Source organism: Acidovorax sp. A1169, assembly GCF_030704685.1.
Taxonomy (GTDB): Bacteria; Pseudomonadota; Gammaproteobacteria; order Burkholderiales; family Burkholderiaceae_C; genus Acidovorax.
This window is the reverse complement of sequence record NZ_JAUZDX010000006.1, coordinates 293,369-313,832: the sequence shown is the minus strand read 5'-3', so window position 1 is coordinate 313,832 and position 20,464 is coordinate 293,369. Positions and strand designations below refer to the sequence as shown.

18 protein-coding genes are annotated in these 20,464 nt (G+C 66.8%); 9 read left to right on the top strand and 9 right to left on the bottom strand.

Going from position 1 to position 20,464, the window contains the following annotated elements; genetic code table 11:
* Positions 1 to 169: 169 nt before the first annotated feature.
* Positions 170 to 943: a DUF1624 domain-containing protein gene (locus QYL93_RS13255; protein ID WP_305744054.1), complete on the top strand. Its 774-nt coding sequence runs from the start codon at positions 170 to 172 to the stop codon at positions 941 to 943.
* An 88-nt stretch (positions 944 to 1,031) separates the two neighbouring features.
* Here QYL93_RS13255 and QYL93_RS13250 read toward each other — a convergent pair whose 3' ends face one another.
* From QYL93_RS13250 to QYL93_RS13225, 6 genes are all read right to left on the bottom strand, one after another.
* Positions 1,032 to 1,817: a peptidylprolyl isomerase gene (locus tag QYL93_RS13250; RefSeq protein ID WP_057206175.1), complete on the bottom strand. Its 786-nt coding sequence runs from the start codon at positions 1,815 to 1,817 to the stop codon at positions 1,032 to 1,034.
* Between the two features lie 67 nt (positions 1,818 to 1,884).
* Complete coding sequence (locus QYL93_RS13245) at positions 1,885 to 2,169, bottom strand: BolA family transcriptional regulator (protein ID WP_305744065.1); 285 nt, start codon at positions 2,167 to 2,169, stop codon at positions 1,885 to 1,887.
* A gap of 2 nt (positions 2,170 to 2,171) precedes the next feature.
* Positions 2,172 to 2,711: a septation protein A gene (locus tag QYL93_RS13240; protein ID WP_305744053.1), complete on the bottom strand. Its 540-nt coding sequence runs from the start codon at positions 2,709 to 2,711 to the stop codon at positions 2,172 to 2,174.
* Positions 2,712 to 2,721: 10 nt separating this feature from the next.
* A complete protein-coding gene (gene msrB, locus QYL93_RS13235) occupies positions 2,722 to 3,135 on the bottom strand; it encodes a peptide-methionine (R)-S-oxide reductase MsrB (RefSeq protein WP_305744052.1) in 414 nt (137 codons plus the stop codon).
* Positions 3,132 to 4,619 carry a YdiU family protein gene (locus QYL93_RS13230; RefSeq protein ID WP_305744051.1) on the bottom strand — a complete coding sequence of 496 codons (1,488 nt, stop codon included), beginning with the start codon at positions 4,617 to 4,619 and terminating at the stop codon, positions 3,132 to 3,134. The genes msrB and QYL93_RS13230 overlap by 4 nt, the downstream gene beginning before the upstream one ends.
* Positions 4,620 to 4,741: 122 nt before the next feature.
* A complete protein-coding gene (locus tag QYL93_RS13225; RefSeq protein ID WP_305744050.1) occupies positions 4,742 to 4,921 on the bottom strand; it encodes a hypothetical protein in 180 nt (59 codons plus the stop codon).
* A gap of 119 nt (positions 4,922 to 5,040) precedes the next feature.
* Between QYL93_RS13225 and QYL93_RS13220 the strand changes: the two genes are divergently transcribed.
* Both QYL93_RS13220 and QYL93_RS13215 read left to right on the top strand, forming a co-directional pair.
* On the top strand, positions 5,041 to 5,334 hold the full coding sequence (locus QYL93_RS13220; RefSeq protein ID WP_305744049.1) for a DUF4148 domain-containing protein: 294 nt from the start codon (positions 5,041 to 5,043) through the stop codon (positions 5,332 to 5,334).
* Positions 5,335 to 5,394: 60 nt separating this feature from the next.
* Positions 5,395 to 5,688, top strand: a complete 294-nt coding sequence (locus QYL93_RS13215) for a DUF4148 domain-containing protein (RefSeq protein ID WP_179678996.1) — start codon at positions 5,395 to 5,397, stop codon at positions 5,686 to 5,688.
* 152 nt (positions 5,689 to 5,840) lie between these two features.
* Here QYL93_RS13215 and QYL93_RS13210 read toward each other — a convergent pair whose 3' ends face one another.
* From QYL93_RS13210 to QYL93_RS13200, 3 genes are read right to left on the bottom strand one after another with little or no spacing between them, the layout of a single operon-like run.
* Complete coding sequence (locus QYL93_RS13210) at positions 5,841 to 6,596, bottom strand: GntR family transcriptional regulator (protein WP_305744048.1); 756 nt, start codon at positions 6,594 to 6,596, stop codon at positions 5,841 to 5,843.
* Between the two features lies 1 nt (position 6,597).
* Positions 6,598 to 8,373 carry a glycerol-3-phosphate dehydrogenase/oxidase gene (locus QYL93_RS13205; RefSeq protein WP_305744047.1) on the bottom strand — a complete coding sequence of 592 codons (1,776 nt, stop codon included), beginning with the start codon at positions 8,371 to 8,373 and terminating at the stop codon, positions 6,598 to 6,600.
* A complete protein-coding gene (locus QYL93_RS13200) occupies positions 8,370 to 9,920 on the bottom strand; it encodes an FGGY family carbohydrate kinase (protein ID WP_305744046.1) in 1,551 nt (516 codons plus the stop codon). The genes QYL93_RS13205 and QYL93_RS13200 overlap by 4 nt, the downstream gene beginning before the upstream one ends.
* Before the next feature lie 180 nt (positions 9,921 to 10,100).
* Between QYL93_RS13200 and QYL93_RS13195 the strand changes: the two genes are divergently transcribed.
* From QYL93_RS13195 to QYL93_RS13170, 6 genes are all read left to right on the top strand, one after another.
* Positions 10,101 to 11,150 carry a substrate-binding domain-containing protein gene (locus tag QYL93_RS13195; protein WP_305744045.1) on the top strand — a complete coding sequence of 350 codons (1,050 nt, stop codon included), beginning with the start codon at positions 10,101 to 10,103 and terminating at the stop codon, positions 11,148 to 11,150.
* Between the two features lie 11 nt (positions 11,151 to 11,161).
* Positions 11,162 to 12,682: a sugar ABC transporter ATP-binding protein gene (locus tag QYL93_RS13190; protein ID WP_305744044.1), complete on the top strand. Its 1,521-nt coding sequence runs from the start codon at positions 11,162 to 11,164 to the stop codon at positions 12,680 to 12,682.
* Entirely contained in the window at positions 12,679 to 13,713 is a 1,035-nt protein-coding gene (locus tag QYL93_RS13185) for an ABC transporter permease (RefSeq protein ID WP_305744043.1), read from the top strand. The genes QYL93_RS13190 and QYL93_RS13185 overlap by 4 nt, the downstream gene beginning before the upstream one ends.
* A gap of 20 nt (positions 13,714 to 13,733) precedes the next feature.
* The gene (locus QYL93_RS13180) at positions 13,734 to 14,714 is read left to right on the top strand and encodes an aldo/keto reductase (protein ID WP_305744042.1); all 981 of its coding nucleotides are present in this window, start codon (positions 13,734 to 13,736) and stop codon (positions 14,712 to 14,714) included.
* Between the two features lie 34 nt (positions 14,715 to 14,748).
* Entirely contained in the window at positions 14,749 to 15,603 is an 855-nt protein-coding gene (locus tag QYL93_RS13175; RefSeq protein ID WP_305744041.1) for a class I fructose-bisphosphate aldolase, read from the top strand.
* Between the two features lie 172 nt (positions 15,604 to 15,775).
* Complete coding sequence (locus tag QYL93_RS13170; RefSeq protein ID WP_305744040.1) at positions 15,776 to 20,455, top strand: LamG-like jellyroll fold domain-containing protein; 4,680 nt, start codon at positions 15,776 to 15,778, stop codon at positions 20,453 to 20,455.
* Positions 20,456 to 20,464: the final 9 nt, after the last annotated feature.

The following is a 20,464-nucleotide window of genomic DNA, read 5'->3' as shown; positions in this document are numbered from 1 at the left end:
CACCTTCTTTTGGCGACGCAAAAGAAGGTGGGTGCGCCGCCGGGCGCACATCCCGGCTCCCGCCCTTTGAACACAACAGACACCCCTACAGCTACCAGCAGCAGTGAACCCCAGTCGCGCTACGATCCACCCACTGACACCCCAGCGATCTACAGCGCGTTCGCCCCGAATGAACCCACTCTCAAACCCATCCACCGCCCCCCGCTACGAAGCCGTAGACGCCCTGCGCGCAGCAGCCATGGTCTGGATGGCCGCCTTCCACTTCTGCTTCGACCTGGCCCATTTCGGCCTGTGGCCTCAGGATTTCCGCACCGACCCGGTCTGGACCACGCAACGCACCCTGATCCTGAGCCTGTTCCTGTTCTGCGCGGGCCTGGGCCAGGCCATCGCGCTGCACCAGGGGCAAAGCATGGAGCGCTTCGCGCGCCGCTGGCTGCAGATTGCCGGCTGCGCCCTGCTGGTGAGCCTGGGCTCGTTCTTCATGTTCCCGCGCAGCTTCATCTACTTCGGCGTGCTGCACGGCATGGCGGTGATGCTGCTCATCGCGCGCTTCACCGCCGGGTGGGGCGCATGGCTGTGGCTGTGCGGCCTGGTGGCACTGGCCCTGCCCGTAGCGGCCACCCACCTGCTGGCGGGGGCCTGGAGCGAGCTCGCGCCGGCCTTCAACGCCCGCACGCTCAACTGGCTGGGACTGGTGGGGCGCAAGCCCTTCACCGAGGACTATGTGCCGCTCTTTCCTTGGCTGGGCGTGCTCTGGTGGGGCCTGGCCGCTGGCCAGTGGGCCCTGCGCCGGCCAGGTGGGCAGCAGCTGCTGCAGGTGCGCCTGCCGGCCGCCCTCCAACCCATGGCCGTGCTGGGCCGCTGGTCCCTGAGTTTCTACATGGTGCACCAGCCGGTGCTGATCGCCGTGGTGATGGCCTTGGCCTGGATGTTCAAACCCTGATCCGACCAGACCCCACAATGAAAAAACGCGGCCGAGGCCGCGTTTTTTCTGGCAGGCACACTGGGCGCGCCTGCAAGGAAGGGGACGATTACTCGACCTTGGCCTTGGAGCGCAGCTCTTCCTGGTACTTGGCCAGCTTTTGCTGTTGCAGCTGCTGGGCCACCTGGGGCTTCACGTCTTCGAGCTTGGGCAGCTCGGCCTGGCGCACGTCGTCCAGGCGGATGATGTGGTAGCCGAACTGGCTCTTGACGGGGGTCTGCGTCATCTTGCCCTTTTCGAGCTTGATCATGGCTTCGGTGAATTCCGAAACGTAGCTCGAAGGATTGGCCCAGTCCATGGCGCCGCCGTTGGCGCCGGAGCCTGGATCTTTGGATTGCTTCTTGGCGATCTCTTCGAACTTGGCGCCCTTGTTGATGGCGGCAATGGCAGCCTTGGCGTCGGCTTCCTTTTCGATCAGGATGTGGCTGGCCTTGTATTCCTTGCCGCTGTTGGCGGCGACGAACTTGTCGTACTCGGCCTTGACTTCCTCGTCCGTCACGGGGTTGTTCTTCTGGAAATCCATGAACAGTTCACGGATCAGGATGGTCTGGCGCGCCAGTTCCATCTGGACCTTGAAGTCACCGGAGGTTTCCAGGCCACGCTTCTGGGCTTCCTGCATGAACACTTCGCGGGTGACCAGCTCGTCCTTGATCTGGCCTTCGACTTCTGGCGTCAGGGGACGGCCCGAACGCACCAGTTGCTGCTTGAGCACTTCAGCACGTTCCTTCGGAATGGCCTTGCCATTGACGATGGCGATGTTCTGGGCGGAAACGGGGAGGGCCATCGTGCCCAGCACGGCAGCGGCCACGAGGCCGGACAGGAGCTGTTTCTTCATGCGGAATCCAAAAAATGAGAAAGTAATTGCCAGCTGAAATCCGGCAGATGAGGACAATGGGGCCGGTTCAGAGGATTTCAATAGCGAGGGCGTGGACGCCCGCATCCAAAAATTCCTGCAGCGCATCATACACAAGGCGATGGCGCGCCACCCGGCTCTTGCCTGTAAGCAAAGGTGAGGCAATCCGCACCCGAAAATGGGTGCCAAAGCCCGTGCCATTGGCCCCCACATGCCCTGCGTGGTCGGCGCTTTCGTCGATCACTTCGAGCGCTGTGGGCGCCAGGCGTTCGGCCAGGCGCTCATGCATCTGCCGGGCCAGGCTGGGCACCGTGCTCGTGTCGGTTGTGTCCATGGTCATGCGGCAGGCTCGTCGTTCTTGAGGTGGGGCGCAATATAGATGCCCTGTGCCACCAGGAAGACCAGCGGGAACGCATAGCCCCAGAGCTTGAACTCCACCCAGGCCTCGGTGCTGAAATTGAGCACCACGTAGGCGTTGATGGCCGACATGAAGGCGCAATAGATCACCCAGGCCACGTTCAGGCGCATCCACACGCCATCGGGCAGTTCCATCTGGCTGCCCAGCAGCAGCTTGAGGTAGTTCTTCTTGAGGATCCACAGCGCCACGGCGAGCGCAATGGCCATGGCCCCGTAGAGAACGGTCGGCTTCCACTTGATGAAACGGTCATCCTGCAGCACCAGCGTGAGCGTGCCGAACAGCAGGATCAGCGCCAGCGTCACCTTCTGCATGGTCTGCAGGCGCCGGTCGATCAGGTAGACCACGGCCATCTGCACCACCGTGGCCGCCATCAACACGCCGGTGGCCACATAGATGTTGTAGAACTTGTAGGCGGCAACGAACAGGACGATGGGAAGGAAGTCGAGCAGGATTTTCATGGGGGCGGGGTCAGGGGGCCTTGTCGTCGAAGTCGAGCGAGGCCGAATTCATGCAGTAGCGCAGGCCGGTGGGCTGGGGGCCGTCTTCGAACACATGGCCCAGGTGGGCCCCGCATTGTGCACACACCGTCTCGGTGCGCGACATGCCATGGCTGTGGTCCACGATTTCCTTTATGGCGCCGGGCACGGCTTCAGAGAAGCTGGGCCAGCCGCAGCCCGCGTCGAACTTGGTGTGCGAGTCGAACAGCTTGGCTCCGCAGCAGATGCAGTGGTAGCTGCCATCGGCCCAATGGGCCTCGTACTTGCCGGTGAAGGGGCGTTCGGTGGCGGCAAAGCGCGTCACCTGCAGGGCACCTGGCTCGGCCCCTTTCTCCTGCAGCACGGCCTGCCATTGGGCATCGGTCTTGTGGACGGGATAGGTCATGATGAACAGCTGATCTCGATGGAAGAAGCCCATGCGGGCGGGAAGGCAGCGTAGGACTCGTGCCCGGGATGCTCCTCAAATGGGCTCTCGAGCAGCTGCTGCAAGGTTTGGAGTGCGCTGAAGTCGCCAAGTTTCGCCGCGCGGATGGCTTCTTCGCACAAATGGTTGCGCAGCACGAACTTGGGGTTGGTGGCCAGCATGGCCTCCGACGCCTGCGTGCGATCCGCCAGCCGGGGCTGCGCCAGGTAGCTGGCCAGCCATTCGTCCCAGGCCGCCTGGTCGGGCACCATGCCGCGGACGGGCTCGAATTCGCCCGTGCCCACGGCGTGGGAGAGGCGGCGCCAGAAGATCGGATAGTCCACCCCGCCCTTGGCCAGCAGCACCAGCAGACCATCGATCAGCTCGGCATCGCCCTCCTCGGCTACCGCCCCCAGACCCAGCTTGGCGCGCATGCGGGCCATGAACTCGGCGGGAAACACGGTCTTGTACGACTCCAGCGCGGCCATGGCCAGTTCCTGCTCGCCGATCAGCGGCAGCAGCGCCTGCGCCAAGCAGAACACATTCCAGTAGGCCACATTGGGTTGGCGGTTGTAGGCGTAGCGGCCCTGGGTGTCGCTGTGGTTGCAGACATGGCCGGGCACGAAGGAATCGAGGAACTGGAACGGCCCGTAATCGATGGTCAGCCCCAGGATGCTCATGTTGTCGGTGTTCATCACGCCGTGGCAAAAGCCCACGGCCTGCCACTGCGCCATGAGCACTGCCGTGCGCTCGCTCACCGCCTGCAGCAGCGCGGCATAGGGGTTGCCGCCGAATTGGGCAGATCCCCGGCACTCCGGGTAGTAGCGGTCGATCACATAGTCGGCCAGGGCCTTGAGCTCCTCGTCCATGTCGTTGGCCGAGAAATGCTCGAAATGGCCGAAGCGGATGAAGCTCGGCGCCACGCGCGTCACCACGGCCGCCGTCTCGATCTCCTCGCGGCGCACCGATGCGGGCGACCCGGTGATGCACAGCGCACGCGTGGTCGGTACACCCAGGCCCTGCATGGCCTCGCTGCACAGGAATTCGCGGATGCTCGAGCGCAGCACCGCCCGGCCGTCGCCCATGCGCGAATACGGCGTGCGGCCCGCGCCCTTGAGCTGGATCTCGAGCCCTGCAGCGGTCTCGCCGAGCAGAATGGCCCGGCCATCGCCCAGTTGGCCCGCCCAGATACCGAACTGGTGCCCGCTGTACACGCTGGCCAAAGGGTGCGAGCCAGGGAGCACGGCATTGCCCGTGAAGGCCTGCAAGGCCGCATCGCTGCGCAGCCAGGCCTCGTCCAGGTCCAGCAGGTGCGCCACGCTGGCACTGGTGCCCACCCAATGGGGGCTGGGCAAGGGCGTGGGCTGCAGTTCGGTGAAGAAAGCCGGCCCCAGGGCGGAAAAGCCCTGCTGCCAGGCCAAGCCGGATGCGGTGGTAGCAGCCTCGCCGTCGGAAGACATGTTCATGCACGGATTGTCTCCCAGGGGCGATGTCCCGCTGGCAGGCGGGACATGCCGATCCGCCTGAGGCTGCTTTGTGACCAGTCGTTTCAATCGTTGCAATGATGGAGCCTCATCGGCAGGCAGCGTCATCCCGGCTTCAAAACATTAAGATTTGAACAAATGCCTTTAACAGCAAAGACTTTTTTGCTATCTTTTTGAACAATTGCAGTGGCATGGAATACGGGTAAACCCAGCCCTTCTACCCTATTTATTATTTCTAAAACTGGAACAGTTAGTTCGCGACTGGGTGGTTTTTCTTTGATCACCTGCGGCGTACAGTTCAACCCATCGATGAGCCGAACCCGCAAGGCGACTCACCGAACCCGGTTCGAAATTGTTTTTGCTCCGGTTTTTTGAGTCACTTTTTTCTTCCAAGGATTTCATCATGAACACGACCGCACGCTTCCTCTCCATCGCCGCTGTTGCCGCTTTCGCTTCTTTCGGTGCCCAAGCCGACGAAGCCGATGCTTCGCAATTTGCCACCAAGTTCGAAACCAACCGCACCCGCGCCGAAGTGGCCGCTGAAGCCGCTACCGTGGCCCAGACCCGCAGCATCGAGCCTGCTGGTTCGCGCGTGGTCACCTACAAGTCCACCGCTGACCGCGCTGCCGTGCGTGCCCAGGCTGCCGATGCCGTGCGCACCGGCCAGATCTCTTCCGGCGAAATCGGCACTCTGTAAGCCGCCCCGGACTGAACTGACCTGACCCCCTATCCAACCCATTAAAGAATCGAGATCACCATGAACAAGACCGCACGTTTCCTCTCCCTGGCCGCTGTTGCCGCTTTCGTTTCCTTCGGTGCACAGGCTGACGAAGCCGATGCTTCGCAGTTCGCCACCAAGTTCGAAACCCAACGCACCCGTGCCGAAGTGGCTGCTGAAGCCGCTACCGTGGCCCAGACCCGCAGCCTGGAACCCGCTGGCTCGCGCGTCGTGACCTACAAGTCCACCGCTGACCGTGCTGCCGTGCGTGCCGCTGCTGCCGAAGCCGTGCGCACCGGCCAGATCCCTTCGGGCGAAATCAGCGCCATGTAAAGAATGCGGGCCTTCCCATGGTGGTGGTATCTCACGGTCGTGGGTGCCGCCACCATGTGGAAGTGTTTCCCCCTATCTGCCCGGAAACGGGCGACATTGAAAAGGGCTCCTGTGCAGGAGCCCTTTTTCTTTGGGATCGGCCTCGGGGGGCTTCACGTCGTGGTTTGCACGTGCAGGCGGCTGGACTTGCAGCGGTGCAAGGCGCTGTAATACTCCAGGCGCCGGCCGTTGGCGCCATAGGCGATGGACTCGATGCGCAAGAGCGGCTCGGGGGTTGCCAGTTGCAGCAGTTCGCAGGTCTCGGCGTCGGGCAGCACGGCGTCGATCCAGCGCTCGGCGCGCACCAGCCGCACGCCGTACTGGCGGCGCAGCACGTCGTACAGTGAGCGGTCGTCCAGGCGCATGCGGTGCAGGCCGGGCGCCAGGTCGGCGGGCACCACGGTTTCCACCAGCAGGCGCAGTTCGCCGTCCACGCTGCGCAGCCGCTTGAGGGCCACCACCTGGGTGTCGTCCGTGAGGCCCAGCGCGCTGATCTCCTGCGGCGTGGGGTCGCGCAGCTGCTGCACCAGCACCTGAGTGCGCACCGAGCGGCCCTTGCGCTCCATCTCGTCGGAGAAGCCGAGCACGGTGGAGACGAAATCCTCGTCGCGCTCGCGCGCCGCGACGAAGGCGCCGCGGCCCTTGATCTTGTAGATCAGGTTGTTGCGCACCAGGTCGGCCAGCGCCTCGCGCACCACGATGCGCGAGATGCCGAACTGCTCGCCGAGTTCGGCCTCGGAGGGCAGCTTGGCGCCGATGGCCAGTTCGCCCTGCAGTATCTGCAGGCGCAGGGCATCGCGGAACTGCGCCCACAGGGGCGATTCGGAGTTGCGGTCGAGCAGGGGCTGGAGTTCGGTCGGTGCGTTCACGTCAGGACGGGCTCAGGGCCGAATGGATGGTCAATGGTGCATGGAAGGCCGGCGCTGCCGCATCGGTATCGGGCGCTGCCGTGGCCAGGCGCACGCCATGGCGTTCGCGCAGCGCGCTGGCGCAATTGTGCAACTCCTGCCGTTCGCGCCCGGCATCCCAGCCCAATGCCTGCCCGGCAATGCCGGCCATTTCGGCCAGCGCCGCGTCCGTGACGAGACCGCGGATGGCCAGCAGCGTGCGGCGGATGACCAGGTCGTCGAGGTGGATGACGCCGGTTTCGGTGCACAGCCAGGCCAACTCCGCCACCGAATAATCGGGTGCATGCTGCAGCGGCTCGTCACCCGCCACCTTGAAATGCTGGGCCATGCGCAAGGCCTGGGAGCCGTAGCGGCGCAGCAGAGCCTGGGCGCGCGTGCGCGCCAGGCCTGCGTCCTGGGCGATGCGCTCGATGAAGCGCTCGGTCGCCTGAGCACCCTGTGGCATGTCGGTGCCGCCGCCAATGGGCAATTGCCGGGTCGAGGCGGTACGCGCTCGCCCCAGCAGGCGCAGCACCTCGTCGGTAGCCTCTTCGGCCAGCGCGCGGAAAGTGGTCCATTTGCCGCCCACCAGCCCCACCACCGGGATATAGCGCGATGGCGAGGGTGCATCGATCACCACCGAATGGTCGCGCGAGATCTGCCCCGGCTTGTCGGCGTCCGAGCGTGCCAGCGGCCGCACACCCACGTAGGTGTAGACCACGTCACGCCGGTCGAAGGCCAGATTGGGGAACACCTCGCCCAGCACGTCGAGCAGGTAGTCCACCTCGGCCGGTTCGGTGGCGATCTGGTCGGGGTCGTCCACCGGGATGTCGGTGGAGCCCACCAGCACCCGGTCCAGGAACGGGTAGACGATGCATACGCGCCCGTCCAGCGCCTCAAAGTAAGCCATGCGCCCGCCCAGCGCGTCGCGCAGCAGGGGGTGGTCGAGCACCAGGTGCGAGCCCTTGGTGCCCATCACGCGCGGACCCGCGCCGCCCAGCAATTCGGTGCTGCGGTCCAGCCAGGCGCCGCTGGCATTGACCACGGCGTCGGCCGTCACCTGCACTACCTCGCCCGTGACTTCGTCGCGCAGCGTGAGGGTCTTGCCCGCGCAGCCCATCACGCGGCAGTGGTTGCTGGCCGCCGAGCGCGGCTGGTCGCGGCAGGCATCGCGCACCAGCTCCAGCACCAGCCACTCGGGGTGGCTGATCCAGGCATCGAAGAAGGTCGCCGTCCAGCGCACGGCCGCACGGAACAGCAGGCGGTCGGCGGGCTGCACGCGGCTGATGTGGTGGTTGGGCATCACGCGCTGGCGCCGGCCCAGCAGGTCGTACAGTCGCAGCCCCGCGGCCACAGCCAGCAGGCCGCGCGTACGCTGGGGCGGCGTGCGGCCCAGGAACTTGAGCGCGCTGCTCATCAGCCCGCCGAAGAAGCTCGACAGCGGCACCACGGTCTTGAGCGGCTGCACGAGGTGCGGTGCGTTGCGCAACAGCAGGTTGCGCTCGCGCGTGGCTTCGGCCACCAGCGAGAAGCTGCCGCTCTCCAGGTAGCGCAGGCCGCCGTGGATCATGCGCGAGGGCGCGCTGCTGGCACCGGCGCTGAAGTCGCCCTTGTCCACGATGAGGCAGTCCACGCCCTGCAGCGCAAGGTCGCGGAAGACGCCCACGCCATTGATGCCGGCGCCCACGATCACGGTCGAGAAATGGCGCCCCGCCACGGCGGCCGGGCGCACGAAAGGCAATGGTGAAAGCGGGCTCATGGCAAGGCCTCAACGCTCAGCGCGGGTGTGGTGGCAGGGGTGCAGGCAAGCGCTGGCAGTGGCGGGGCAGTGCCTGGCGATGTGCCCGCCAGATGGCCGAAGACAGGGGACATGGTGGCTATCAGTTCGTTGAAGGCGGCGTTGAAGTCCGCATGGGCCCGCGCCTGGCTGGCGTCGGGTTCGACCGTGTCGCAGGGCGCGCGCAGGGGGTGGGTATCGATGCCCTGCGACATCGCGGCGTAGATCGCCGCACCGCGCGCACCGGTCTCGTCATCGGCGCAGCGCTCCACCGGATGCCCGAGCAGGCCCGCGAGCAGGCGCACCAGGCGCGAGTCGCTGGCCCCTCCGCCCAGCACGGTGGAGGCCGACACCGGCAGGCCGCCGGCCGCCAGGCGCGCGGTATGGCGCGCATGCAGTGCCGCGACCGCATCGACCACGGCGCGCGCCATGTCGCCGCGCGTATGGTGGCTCTGCAGGCCGACAAAGCCGGCCGACACGCCGGCACCGCCGTTCACGAACGGAAGGAAGCGCAGGCCCCCGGCCCCGAACGGCACCGACATCGCCAGGTCGACCACCGCCCGCGCATCGGGCAGGCCGAGCACCCCGGCCAGCCAGGCGATGTTGGCCATCGACGAAGGGCTGTTCTCCATGTACAGGCGCCGGTCGCGCGGCCCGAAATTGACGACCGCCACCACGTCGGGCCGGGGCTCCACCACCGGACCGATGACGGCATTCACGCACCAGGTGCCCAGCACCGAGACCGCGCGGCCACGCTCTTCGGCGCGGATGGCCGTCATCGACGCCAGCAGGTCGATGGCGCCCATGGCCACGGGGATGCCTGCGGGCAGGCCATGCGCCTCGGCAGCCGAGGGCTGCAGCCTGCCGATCACCTCGCCACTGGCCACCAGCGGCCCGAAGGCCTGCGGCGACAGGCCGGCGATGCCCGAAGCCGCAAAGGCCAGCGGCGACCAGGTGCCCGTGGCCACCGAGAGCAGGCCCGCCGTGCTGGCATCGCTGGCGTCGGTGGCGATCTCGCCCGTGAGCAGAAAACCCACGTAGTCCTTGGCGAACATCAGGCGCTGCAGGGCGCCGCTGCGCACCGCGCCGCTGCCCAGCAGTTCGGCCGCGATCACGGTGGGCTGGCCCGGCCAGGGCTGGCAGCCGACGTCGGCGCGCAACTGCGGGCCATGGCTCTTTGCCAGGGACTCTGCCCGCGCGCCAGCGCGCTGGTCGGTCGAGGCCACGGCCCGGCCGCCAACCAGTTCATGGCCGGCACCCAATGCATAGAGGCCCGCCCCGTGCCCGGTGCAGCCGATGGCCCGGACATCGGCCACACGGTTGCCAAGCTGGTGCGCCACATCGCGCAGCACGGTGGACAGGGCCGAGCGGATCACAGGCGCGCCCACCTCGCAGCCGCCCCCGGGCAACCGGTGGTGCTGCAGGGGCATGCGGGAAAGGGCCACGGTGCGGCCGCTCGCGGCCTCCAGGGCCAGGGCTTTGAGGCTGCTCGACCCGAGGTCGATGCCGATCAGTAGTTGGGTCTTCATGTCATAACAGCTTCCGCCGAACCAGCCAGCAGATCCAGTAGTGTTTCCCCTAACTATCTGGAGGTTCGATCCAAGATTACATTCTACCTGTCATAACAACTGTCGTGACAAAAAGCACCCCATCGCAGCCCTGAAGAAAGCAGCACCCCATGCTGCACCGTTCAACAAGAGGAGACAAAAATGAGGCGTAATTTCCTGAAGTCCGCAGCCGCCGCCGGTATCGGCCTGGCCGGCACCAGCGCATTCGCGCAGCAACCCGCAGCAGCCCCCGCCGCCGCAGCGGGCGGCCTGCGCGGCAACCAGAACGACGTCTACGTGATGAACGTGATGGTGTCGGGCGTGGAATACTGGTTTCCGGTCTACGAAATGATGAAGCAGCTGGGCCGCACCCTGGGCGTGCGCACCCGCTACACCGGCACGCCGGAGTACGACGTGAACAAGCAGCTGGCTTCGTTCGAGCAGGAGCTGGCACGCAAGCCCGCCGGCATCCTGCTGCACCCCATGAACCCCGACCCGTTCATCGAGCCCATCAACCGCGCAGCGGCCATGGGGATCCCGGTGGTCACCTTCGCGGCCGATTCGCCCAACTCCAAGCGCACCTCGTTCATCACCTCGGACAACGAGCGTGAAGGCGCGCAGGCGGCCGACGCCATTGCCGCATCACTGAACGGCAAGGGCGAATTCGCCGTGCTGGAGAACCCCGGCCAGGACAACCACGACCGCCGCATCGCCGCCTTCATCAACCGCATGAAGACCAAGCACCCCGGCATGAAGCTGGTGGGCCGTGCCGCCAGCAACCAGGACCCGAACAAGGCCTACCAGGCGGTGCAGAGCCTGGCGCAGGCGAACCCCAACCTGGGCGCCCTGTTCATGCCCGAGGCCAACTCGGCCCTGGGCGCGGCGCAGGCCAAGGTGGAGACCAAGAAGAACATCAAGGTGATGTGCTGCGACGTGAACGCCAAGATCCTGGACATGATCAAGTCCGGCGACGTGTTCGGTGCCATCAACCCCAACCAGGGCATGCAGGGCTACATGGGCATGATGATGCTGTTCCTGGCCAAGAACCCCGGCCTCATCGACCCGATGAACGACGCCAAGCGCAACGGCACCAACCCCATGGCCGTGCCCTTCCTGGACAACGGCCTGGCAGTGGTCAGCAAGGCCAACGCCGACGACTTCTACTGGGACAAGTACCTCGCGCGCCGCGGCACCAAGGGCATCAGCGAGTGAGCAGCAGCGCCATGGCTCCCACCTTGCTCGCGCTGCGCGGCATCAGCAAGCGCTTCGGCGCTTCGCATGCGCTCTCGGGCGTGGACTTCTCGCTGCAGGCGGGCGAGATCCACGCCCTGTGCGGCGAGAACGGCGCGGGTAAGTCCACGCTGATGAACATCATCGATGGCATCCACCAGCCGGACGCGGGCGAGATCGTGCTCGACGGCCGCACGGTGGTCATCGATGGTCCGGCCCAGGCCATGCGCCTGGGTATCGGCCTGGTGCACCAGGAAATCGCCCTGTGCGCCGACGCCACCGTGGCCGAGAACATCTTCATGCCGGAGATCAACGCGGGCCGGCAGACCTTTATGGACTACGCCGACATCAACGCGCGCGCCGCCAAGGTGCTCCAGCGGCTGGGGCAGGACATCGACCCCGCAGCTTGCGTGGGCGAGCTTTCCATCTCCAGCCAGCAGCTGATCGAGATCGCCAAGGCGCTCACGCTCGACTGCAAGGTGCTGATCCTGGACGAGCCGACCGCCGCGCTCACCGACAACGAGTCGACCGCCCTCTTCCGCGTGCTGCACGACCTCAAGGACCAGGGCATCGGCATCATCTACATCAGCCACCGCATGGCCGAGATCTTTGCACACTGCACGCGCGTGACCGTGCTGCGCGACGGGCGCAACGTGCACTCGGGCCCGCTGGCCGATCTGAACGCCGACTCCCTGGTGCGCCGCATGGTCGGCCGCGATCTGGGCAACTACTACCCGCCCAAGCAGCAGGACGCAGACCGCGGCGAGCATGTGCTCGAAGTGAGCGACCTGGCCGATGGCGAGCGCGTGCATGGTGTCTCGTTCACCGTGCAGCGCGGCGAGATCCTGGGCATTGCCGGGCTCATGGGTGCCGGGCGCAGCGAACTGGCGCAGACCCTGTGCGGCCTGCGCCCTGCCACCGGCGGCAGCGTGCGCCTCAACGGCAAAGCGCTCTCGATCCGCAAGTACAGCGATGCGCTGCGCGAAGGCATCGCCTACCTCAGCGAAGACCGCAAGGCCGCAGGCGTATACCTGGACCTGCCCATTGCGCAGAACATCGCCTCCATGGCGCTCAAGCGCGTGAGTTCGCGCTTCGGCCTGCTGCAGCGTGCAGCCGAGCACCGGCTGGCGCAGGAGCTGGGCGCGCGCCTGAAGCTCAAGTCCGACGGCGTGCAGATCGAGGTGGCCAGCCTGTCGGGCGGCAACCAGCAGAAGGTGGCAATCGCCAAGCTGCTGGCCACCAACCCGGCGGTGCTGCTGATGGACGAGCCCACGCGCGGCGTGGACGTGGGCGCCAAGTCGGAGATCCACCACATCCTGCGCGACCTGGCCTGCCAGGGCGTGGGCGTGGTGGTCATCTCCTCGGAGCTGCCCGAGATCATCGGGCTGTGCGACAGGGCCCTCGTCATTCGCGACGGCCGTGTCGCAGGCGAGGTGCAAGGCAAGGACATGACGGAAGAGGCCCTGCTGCGGCTGGCCTCGGGACTGGAACGACGACAAGAGGAGACGGCATGAATCACCCCGCACAACTGAACGCCGGCAGCGTGGCCGGCCTGCATCCGCCGCGCCAGGCACAGGGAGGGCCGGGCAAACCCGGTGGCACCAAGCTCACCAGCATGCGCGAGATGGGCCTGCTGGCCATCATCCTGGTGCTGTGCATCGGCATGAGCTTTGCCTCGCCCTACTTCCTGACCTGGGACAACATCCGCGCCATGCTGCTGTCGTTCTCCATCGAGGGCATCGTGGTCGTGGGCATGACCATCCTGCTGATCGTGGGCGGCATCGACCTGTCGGTGGGCTCGGTGGTGTGCTTTGCCATGGTGGTCACGGGCAAGCTCTTCCTGATGGGGTTCGACCCCTGGACCGCCGGGCTCATCGCGATTGCCGCCAGCGCGCTCATCGGGGCCATGATCGGCGGCTGCGTGGTGCGCATCGGGCTGAACCACTTCATCGCCTCGCTGGCCTTCATGGTCATCGTGCGCGGGCTGTGCCTGGCGCTCACGCAGGGCACGCCCCAGTCGCTGTTCTCGCTGCCGGCCTCGTTCAAGTTCATCGGCCAGGGCACGGTGCTCGGCATCCCGGCGGTGATCCTGATCTTCCTGACCATCGTGGTGGTCAGCGACTTCGTGCTGCGCCGCGCCAGCCTGCTGCGCCGCGTGTTCTACACCGGCAGCAACGAGAAGGCGGCGCTGTACTCGGGCATCCGCGTGGACCACGTGAAGTTCTGGGTCACGGTGCTGTGCGCGGCCTCGGCCGGCCTGGCCGGCGTGATCTACACCGCGCGCTTCGGTGCGGCCACGCCGACCTTCGGCGTGGGCATGGAGCTCAACGTGATTGCTGCGGCCGTGATCGGCGGCGCCAGCTTGAAGGGCGGCTCGGGCACGGTGCTCGGCGCCGTGCTCGGCCTGGCCCTGCTCTCGGTGGTGACCAGTTCGCTGATCCTGCTGGACGTATCGCCGTACTGGCAAGACGTGATCAAGGGCCTGATCCTGCTCGCGGCCGTGACCATCGACCACCTCATGAACACACGAAAGACCAAGCGATGAATGCCGTGATGAATGCAGCCATGAAGACCACCACCCTCGGGCCCTCGGGCATCGAGTGCTCGGCCATTGGCCTCGGTACCTGGGCCATGGGCGGCTGGATGTGGGGCGGCCAGGACAGTGCCGCAGCCGTCGAGGCGATCCATGCCTCGCTCGATGCCGGGGTGACCCTGATCGACACCGCGCCGGCTTATGGCCTGGGCGCTTCCGAACGCCTCGTGGGCGCCGCGCTCAAGGGCCGCCGCCACGAGGCCGTGATCGCCACCAAGTGCGGCCTGGTGTGGCACACGCAAAAGGGCACCCACTTCTTCGACGAGGACGGCCACCCGGTGTACCGCCACCTGGGCCGCGCATCGATCTTCCACGAAGCGGAAGAAAGCCTGAAACGCCTGCAGACCGATTACATCGACCTCTACATCACCCACTGGCAGGACCGCACCACGCCGGTGGAAGAGACCATGGATGCCCTGCTCGACCTCAAGAAGCAGGGCAAGATCCGCGCCATAGGCGTGAGCAATGTGGATGCCCCGACGCTGGCCGAGTACCTGCGCCATGGGCCCGTGGATGCTGCCCAGGAGCGCTACAGCCTGATCGACCGCGAGATCGAGCAGACCCTGCTGCCCCTGTGCGGCCGCAACAACGTGGCCATCCTGGGCTATTCCTCGCTGGCGCTGGGCCTGCTGGCCGGCCCTATCGACCCGGCGCGCGAGTTCACGGGCGACGACCAGCGTGCCAGCAACCCGCGCTTCGGCACCGCCAACCGCGCCAGGCTCAAGGCCTTCTTCGACGAACTGGAGCCCCTGCGCCGGCAGTTCGGCTGCTCGTTTGGCCAGTTGATGATCGCCTGGACGCTGGCCAGTGGCAGCGTGTCGGTGGCGCTGTGCGGCGCGCGCACGCGGGCGCAGGCCACCGAGAACGCGACCGCGGGTGCGCTGGAGCTGCCCGAGGAAGCCGTGCAGCGCATCGACGATGCCGCAAGCGCCCACCTGAAGGCCCTGGCCTGACCCGTATCCATCCCCAACCCAAGGACTTCTTCGTATGTCGAAAGACAAGACCGCACGCCTGAACCGCCTGCTCACCAACGGCCGCTGCCTGGACATCGCACTCGACCACGGCGTGTGCAACGAGCCCAGCTTCCTCAACGGCCTGGAAGACATGCCCCAGGTGATGGACAAGCTGGTGGCCGCCGCGCCCGACGCCATCCAGCTCAATTACGGCCAGGCCGACCTGCTGCAGGACCGAGCGGGCCGCAACAAGCCGGCGCTGGTGATGCGCATCGACATGGGCAACCCCTACAACGCCACTGCCCACCGCGTGATGTGGGCCCTGCTGCAGAACGAGCACGACCCGGTGCTGCCGGCCTTGCAGCGCGATGCGGCCTGTGTGGTGGTCAACCTGTTCATGCTGCCCAATGAACCCGACCTGTTCCGCCAGTGCGTGCAGAACATCGCGCGTGTGCGCGCCGACTGCGACCGCTACGGCATGCCGCTGATGATCGAGCCGCTGGTGATGCGCCCGCACAGCCAGCAAGGCGGCTACATGGTCGACGGCGACGCCGAGAAGATCGTGACCCTGGTGCGCCTGGCGCGCGAGATGGGCGCCGACATCGTCAAGGCCGACCCGACCACCGACCCCACCGACTTCCACCGCGTGGTGCAGGCCGCGCGCTGCCCGGTGCTGGTGCGCGGCGGCGGCCGTGAGGAGTTGCAGCAGGTGTTCGCGCGCTCGCGCGTTCTGCTCGACCAGGGGGCCGTGGGCATGGTCTACGGGCGCAACGTGTACCAGCACGCCAACCCCTCGGCGGTGGTCGATGCGCTGATGGCCATGATCCACCGCGGCGCCAGCGCTGCGGCGGCCTGGGACATCTACGCGACAGCGCAAGCGCAGGCCTGATCCCGCCGACGCTGCAGACGACAAGAAGAGAGAGGGGAGACGGAGAGAACGAGCCCTGCGGCCGGTGGCAGCTGTGCCACCGGCCGGTGCGCCTGCGCGCGCCTGTGGCAGCGCCGTCGGATGGATCGAAGAAGAGAGTTTTCCGAGAACTTCAAACAACCTGGAGGCGACGATGAAAATCCGGTATTACCTGATGGCGCTCCTGCTGCCGTTCGTCACACTGCTGACGCACGCAGCGATCACGGGGGTCAACCCGATGACCACCCTCACCACCATGGCGGCCGCAGTCACGCAGGCCGCCGAGGTCCCGCTCCCGCTGCAGGGTCCGGGCCTGGGCAACCTGACCTATACCTCGGCCGAGCTGTTCAAGCCGGTCTCCATGATCACCCGCGCCTCGGGCGACGTGCCGGCCACCTACCCCGGGCGCAAGGACTACGGGCTAAACGTGGGCATCATGCTCAACGGCTATTTCCTGACCTCGTTCGCTCCCGACAGCGGCCTGGGCCCCGGCGGCTTTTTGCTGTACGACGTGTCCAACCCGCGCGCCATCGTGCTCGCCAAGAAAATCTACGAGCCCGAGGGGCGCACCAAGGAGTTCCGCGAGGCGCACGCCTTCGGCACCGCGAAGATCGGCGGCAAGCAGTACGTGGTGGTGCCCAGCATCAAGGGCATCGAGTTCTGGGATTTCACCGACATCAACAACATCCAGCAGGTCAAGAAGCTGGCGCTGCCCACGGTCAATGGCGGCGACTATGCCAACGTGGCCTGGCAGCTGTGGTGGCAGGCCCCTTATGTCTACGTGGCCTCGGCCAACGACGGTGTCTACATCGTGGATGCGAGCGACCCGGCCAATGCCGTGATCGCCAACCGCGGCGCCGGCAAGCCCAACCCCGTGCCCACCGGCGAGCTCGGGGGCTTTCGCGTCGGGCCCATCTTCACCATGGGCAACCACATGGTGCTGACCTCGATGGACAACACCGACGGCTTTGCCAGCCTCGATATCTCCGACCCTCTCAACCCCAAGGTGCTGGACACCGTGGGCTCCAACCCCGTCTACTACGCCACCTGCTTCGACGGACGCAACCTGCACGCCTCGGCGCGCGGCGGCGGCGCAAAGATGTACAGCTACGACCTGTACGACCGCACGCAGTTCGTGGTGGAGGACAACCGGCTGGTCATCGACGAACAGCTGTACTGCGGCATGCAGGACCACTACGTCTTCCAGGGCGCGCAGTTCAAGGTGCACAAGGTGGACGTGAGCAACCCGCTCAACCACGTCGAGGTGGGCCAGGGCAGCCTGTTCGCAACGAACGATCCCGAGTACTCGCACTCCGACCACGGCCAGGTGGCGCCCATGGGCAACCTGCTGTTCATCGGCAACGACCACGGCTCGGGCAGCGGCTTCATCGTGCACCAGACGGCGCGCGACACCACGCCGCCCATGGTCAAGCAGACCTCGCCCACCAACGGCTCCAAGCAGCAGGCGCTGACTTCGCGCATCGGCGTGGGTCTGACGGACAGCATCCTGCCCGAGAGCGTGAACGCCAGCACCTTCATCGTGCGCCCGCTCAACGGCAATGCACTGGCCGGCACCTACAGCGTGCAGTTGGGCATCATCAACTTCCACCCCACCCAGCCCCTGGCGGCCGGCACCAGCTATGAGATCGTGCTCACCGCCGGCGGCGTGAAGGACTATGCGGGCAACGGCATCGCGGCCGAGTACAAGGCTGTTTTCCATACCGGCAACGCCACCGACATCAGCCTGATGCACCACTGGCCGCTGTCGAGCACCCTGACCGACGAGATCGGAGCCAACAATGGCACGGCCTCGGCGGCCGACCAGTTCAGCAGCATTGGCCTGAACTTCGCGCAGCGCACGGGGGGCGTGCCGCTCAAGAACGACAGCGTGGCCACCGCCCTGGGCGGCACGGCTTCGCTGGCCTTCTACATGAAGACCACGCAGGCCGGCTCGGCCAACGCCTGGACAGCGCCCGGCCTCTTCGGGCGCGACCAGTCGGGCGGTGCGGACGACGTGTTCTGGGGCTGGATCGACAACACCGGGCGCCTGAACCTCTCGGTGGGCAATGTGGCGGCCAACAACCCCGGCACCCGCTCCACCGCAGCCGTGAACGACGGCAACTGGCACCATGTGGTGATGACGCGCGACGCCGCCTCGGGGGCGCAGACGCTGTACATCGACGGCACCAAGACCAGTTCCACCGGGCTCACGGGCACCAAGGGCCTGTCGAACAAGTTCGCGCTGCTCGGGCAGATCCAGGGCAACACCGACTTCTTCCGCGGCAGCCTGGCCGATGTGCGCGTCTACGGGCGCGTGCTCAGCGATGCCGACGTCACGCAACTGCGGGCCCAGGCCATCATCGGCGATGCCGGCGTGAGCGGCGGGCCGCAGCTGGTTAACGGGCAGTTGAGCTTCGACCCCACCCGCCTGGGTGGTGGCAGCGGGGTCACCTACCGCTGGAATTTCGGCAACGGCACGCAGACCGCCTTCTCGGCCGAGGCCAACACCACCTACAGCTACAACCGCCCCGGCCACTACACGGTGACCCTGACGGTGCGCAACGCGGCGGGCCAGGAGACCTTCTACACCTACAACGTGACCGTGACCTTCCCGGTGACGGCCACTGCGCCCACGCATTCGAGCAACATCGTTGGCGACGCCAACAGCATCTATGCGGTGAACCCGGACAGCGGCACGGTGGCGGCCATCGATGCGCAGGCCCTGACCAAGCGCTGGGAGACACGCGTGGGCGACGAACCCAAGACCCTGGCACGTGCCCCCGATGGCCGCATCTGGGTCACCGTGCAGGGCGAGGACAAGCTGGTGGCGCTGAACCCGGCCGATGGCAGCATCGCGGCCACGGTGGCCCTGCCCTATGGCAGCGGGCCCTACGGCGTGGCCTTCACGCCCAATGGCAGCAAGGGCCTCTTGACGCTGGAGAGCAAGTCCACGCTGATCGCCTTCGACCCGGCCAACGGCAACACCACGGGCACCCTGGCGCTGGATGGCGACCTGCGCGGCATCGCGGTGGCAGCCGACTCGCAGACGGTCTACATCACGCGCTTCAAGTCGAAGATGACGGGCGGGCAACTGCACAAGGTGGGCCTCAGTTCCATGGGCCTGTTGTCCACCATCGCCCTGCCGGTGGACACGAGCACGGTGGACACCGAGAACAGCGCACGCGGCGTGGCCAACTACCTGAGCCAGGTGGTGATCTCGCCCGACGGCAGCCGCGCGGTGCTGCCGGGCAAGAAGGACAACATCGTGCGCGGGCGCTTCCGCGACGGTGGGGACCTGCTGCACGACCAGACGGTGCGCTCCATCCTGTCGCAGGTCGACCTGGCGCAGGCCACGCACCTGCTGCCCGAGCAGATCGACTTCGACGACCGGGCGCCGGCGCGCGCCGCCCTCTTCTCCCCGGCGGGCGACTACCTGTTCGTCGCGCAGATGGAGGGCAACAACATCGCCATCGTCGATGCCTACACCCGTGCCGTGCGCGGCGAGATCAACGCCAGCAGCGCGCCCCACGGCCTGTACCTGGACGCTGCGCGCAAGCGGCTGTACGTCAACAACTTCCTGGCGCGCTCGGTCACCGTGCACGATGTGGCCGACGTGCTGGCCTCGCGCAGCGCGGCGGCGGTGTTCCTGCAGAACGTGGCCACGGTGGCGCAGGAGCCCATGGCCGCCGCGGCTCTGCGCGGCAAGCTGGTGTTCTACAACGCGGCCGACCGGCGCATGAGCAAGGACAACTACATGTCCTGCGCAAGCTGCCACGCCGATGGCGGCGACGACGGCATGGTCTGGGACTTCACCCAGCGCGGCGAGGGCCTGCGCCGCACCATCAGCCTGCAGGGCCGGCGCGGCACCGGCCACGGCAAGCTGCACTGGAGCGCCAACTTCGACGAGGTACAGGACTTCGAGAACGACATGCGCAGCGCTTTCGGCGGCACGGGCTTCCTGAGCGACGCGGACTTTGCCGCCACGGCCGACCCGCTGGGCACGCCCAAGGCCGGCCGCAATGCGCAGCTCGACGACCTGGCGGCCTACCTCGCCTCGCTGAACAAGTACATGCGCAGCCCGGCGCGCGCCGCCGACGGCAGCCTTACCGTGGAGGCCGCGCGCGGGCAGACCCTGTTCGCCAACGCCAACTGCGCCAGTTGCCATGCGGGCGGCACCTTCCAGGACGGCCTGCGGCACGACGTAGGCAGCATCCAGGCATCCTCGGGCAAGGGCGCCAACCAGCCGCTGGCCGGCGTGGGCTTCGACACGCCCACGCTGATCGGCAGCTGGGCCGCCAAGGCCTACCTGCACAACGGCCAGAAGGCCAGCGTGCTGGACGTGATCGCCGGTGGCCACGGCAATGCCGCAGGCCTGCCGGCAGCGGACCGGCTGGCGCTGGCCGACTACGTGCGCTCGCTGGACACGGGCTCGGACATCACGGCACGGCTGCGGTCCAACCAGAGCACGATGTGCATCAACATCCGGGGGGCCTCGGCGGCCAGCGGGGCCGTGGCCATCCAGTGGCCCTGCGGCAGCGCGGACAACGAGACCTTCACCTTGCGCAACATCACCGGGGGCTATGTGCAACTGGTCGCCAAACACAGCAACCTGTGCCTGGCGCAGGACAGCGCTGCAGCCAGCGGCGCCGGTGTGGTGCAACTGGCCTGCAGCATCGGCAACACGGCGCAGTGGAGCCTTGTGGGCTCGACCATCCGCAACCGGGAATCGGGCGCCTGCATCGACGTACCCAACAACTCGACGGTGCAGGACACGCCGCTGCTCACCTGGACCTGCAACGGGGGCAACAACCAGAACTGGAGCCAGTTGCCCTGAGCCCCTGAG